Genomic DNA, 2,645 nt, shown 5'->3' with positions numbered 1-2,645 from the left:
TCGGGGGGGGGGGGGGGGGGGGGGGGGGGGGCGGGCGGGGGGGGGGGGGGGGGGGGGGGGCCCCCACACCCCCACCCCTCCCCCCCCGGCCCCACTCGGCCCCGCCCCAATCGGCAAGTGCGGAGGCGGAGGGATTTGAACCCTCGATGGGGTGTAAGCCCCAAACCGCATTAGCAGTGCGGCGCCATAGACCGGACTAGGCGACGCCTCCAGCACACCCCCGCGTACGAGGGTGCGTGCAGATGATGACACAGCCACAGGGCCGCTCACCAATCCGCTCCCACGGTACAAGGACAGCCGCCGCGAGAGCAAAGCCTTAAGGGCACCGGACGCGCCGCCCGGACGGCGCGTCCGTACGCGTGCACGCACGCGGCCCCGGACGCAACGTCGGCGGGCGCCCGTCGTTGGTCAGGCGTACGACGTACGGACGACCTGGAGTGCCCATGCTGCGTCTCGCCGCCTTCGCCGTCACCTCCGCCCTGGCCGCCTCCGCGGTCACGGCCGCCGGGCCGCTGCCCCCGCTGCCGGCCCTGGGCCACCTGCTGGGGGCGCCCGACCGCCTCACCATCGCCGTGTCCGCCACCGGCAACCCGCGGGCGGACGGCGAGTACCTGCTGGAGTGCGACCCCGTCGGCGGGAACCACCCCGAGGCCGAGCGGGCCTGCGCCCGCCTCGACGGTTTCGCACAGCAGGGCAAGGACCCGTTCGCGCCCACCTCCAAGCGGCAGATCTGCACCTTCCAGGACGGCGGTCCGGCCACCGCGCACATCACCGGAACGTGGCAAGGCCACAAGGTGGACGCGACGTTCCGGCGGACCAACGGATGCGAGATCACCCGCTGGAACGACCTGGAACCTGTGCTTCCGGCAGGGCGCTCCTGACCTGGGAGGATGCGAAGGATGCACGGGATCCGCCGAACATCCGCCACCTCGGGCCGGGGCCGTGCCCTTAGACTCCTCCCGTGACATGCCGGTAGTCGTGGTCAGGGAGGAAGCTCGTCGTGAGCAGCAGGCCATCCCGAGGCGCTGCTCGCCTCGCAGCAATACTCGATGCCCTTCCGGACGCGCTGTTGCTCGTCAACGCCAACGGCACGGTCGTCAACGCCAATTCGATCGCCCTCGAGGTGATGGAGAGTCCCGGCACCGGCCTCGTCGGCCGCGGCGTGCTGGACCTCCTTCCCGAGTTCGACTCCAAGCTGATCCCCGGCTCCATGCGCCGGCCCGGCGAGGACGAGGGCGGCCGGGCCAAGCCCAAGCGGATGATCGCGCGGCGCACCGACGGCACCGAGTTCCCCGTCGAGGTCACCGCCGCCCATCTCGACGGCCGCGACGCCTACCGCGAGCCGCAGCCCTACACGGGTGACGAGCTGTTGATGCTCGTCGTGCGGGACCTCTCCGAGACCGTGGACACCGAGGCCGAGCTGGCCCGCTCGCAGCGGCAGACCGAGATGATCCTGCGGGCCGCCGCCGAGGGCGTCGTCGGCACGGACACCGACGGGCGGGTCGTCCTGGTCAACCCGGCCGCCGCGCAGATCCTCGGGTACCGCGCCACCGATCTCGGCAACCGCGAGCTGCACGGGCTGGTCCAGCACTCGCGCGCCGACGGTTCGCCGTTCCCCTTCGAGGAGTCCCCGCTCGCCGACACCCTGCGCAGCGGCCGCAAGCACCGGGTGCGCGGGCAGGTGCTGTGGAACAAGGCCGGACAGCCCGTCTCCGTCGACCTGACCACCTCGCCCGTCCGCGACGGGGACCTGCTCGTCGGTGCCGTGATGACCTTCACCGACCGGCGGCCCTACGACGCCCTGGCCGCGCGCCACGCCCAGCTGCTGGCCGTCCTCGGCGAGTCCCTGCGCGGGCCGCTGGAGGAGCTCCGCGGGGAGCTGGCCACCCTGGCCGCCGACGACGCGGGACAGCTGTGGCCCGAGGCCAACCAGCTGCTGCACCACCTGGCCGCCGGGTACTCGCGGATGACCGCGCTGGTCGACAACGTGCTCGGCTTCCAGCGGCTCGACGCGGGCACCGAGAAGCTCAGGAAGAAGAAGGTCCTGATCGACGGGGTCGTCGCGGCCGGCATCGACGGCGCGGTCGAGCTGATCGGCCCGGGCCGCGTGCAGTTCGCCGTGCACGCGCCGACCATCGAGGCCGAGGTGGACGCCGAGCGGATCGCCGGCGCCCTCGCCCACCTGGTCGCGGACGTCGCCGGGGTGGACGCCACCGGCAAGACCCGCCAGGGCAGCGGCTACAGCGACTCGACGATCGTCGTGGCCGCCGCGCAGCGCGGCAAGGTCGTACGGATCGAGGTGCGCGGGCCCTACGAGGGCGGCAACCCGGTGCACGAGCCGATCGTGCGGGGCGTCGTGGCCGCGCACGGCGGTGTGCTGCAGACGGTCGAGGTGCCGGGCGCGCCCGGCGGTGCGTACGTACTGGAACTGCCGCTCGGCGCCGGGGCCGGAACGGTGACGCTGCCGGAACCGGAACCGGAACCGGAGCCCGCGAAGGAGCCGTCGGCCGCCGAGGGCACGGGCAAGGGTCCCGCCGGGCGGCGGGGCCGGCGCGGAGTGGACGCCTTCCTGGAGGACACCGCCGAAGAGGCGGGGGCGACCGGCGCCGCCGGGGGCGGGAGCGCACAGGCGCTGCCGGCCGGGC

At 73.9% G+C, this 2,645-nt stretch carries 2 protein-coding genes and 1 tRNA gene; 2 read left to right on the top strand and 1 reads right to left on the bottom strand.

The features are described from left to right. Positions 1–120: 120 nt before the first annotated feature. Positions 121–211 (bottom strand) — tRNA-Ser (locus tag ACFXA3_RS40575). A gap of 232 nt (positions 212–443) precedes the next feature. Here ACFXA3_RS40575 and ACFXA3_RS40570 point away from each other — a divergent pair. Together ACFXA3_RS40570 and ACFXA3_RS40565 are read left to right on the top strand one after the other, a co-directional pair. Then, positions 444–881, top strand: coding sequence for an SSI family serine proteinase inhibitor (locus ACFXA3_RS40570; RefSeq protein ID WP_385196164.1), 438 nt, complete (start codon positions 444–446; stop codon positions 879–881). 119 nt (positions 882–1,000) lie between these two features. Beyond that, on the top strand, positions 1,001–2,645 hold a 1,645-nt coding region (locus ACFXA3_RS40565), incomplete at its 3' end, for a PAS domain-containing protein (protein ID WP_385196161.1).

Origin of the sequence: Streptomyces sp. NPDC059456 (genome assembly GCF_042750055.1) — a bacterium.
GTDB lineage: Bacteria > Actinomycetota > Actinomycetes > Streptomycetales > Streptomycetaceae > Streptomyces.
The sequence above is the reverse complement of the archived record's forward strand: the minus strand, read 5'-3'. Positions and strand labels throughout refer to the sequence as shown.

Coding starts and splice junctions, on each gene's coding strand:
- ACFXA3_RS40570 (WP_385196164.1), top strand. CDS start 444: ATGCTGCGTCTCGCCGCCTTCGCCGTCACCTCCGCCCTGGCCGCCTCC.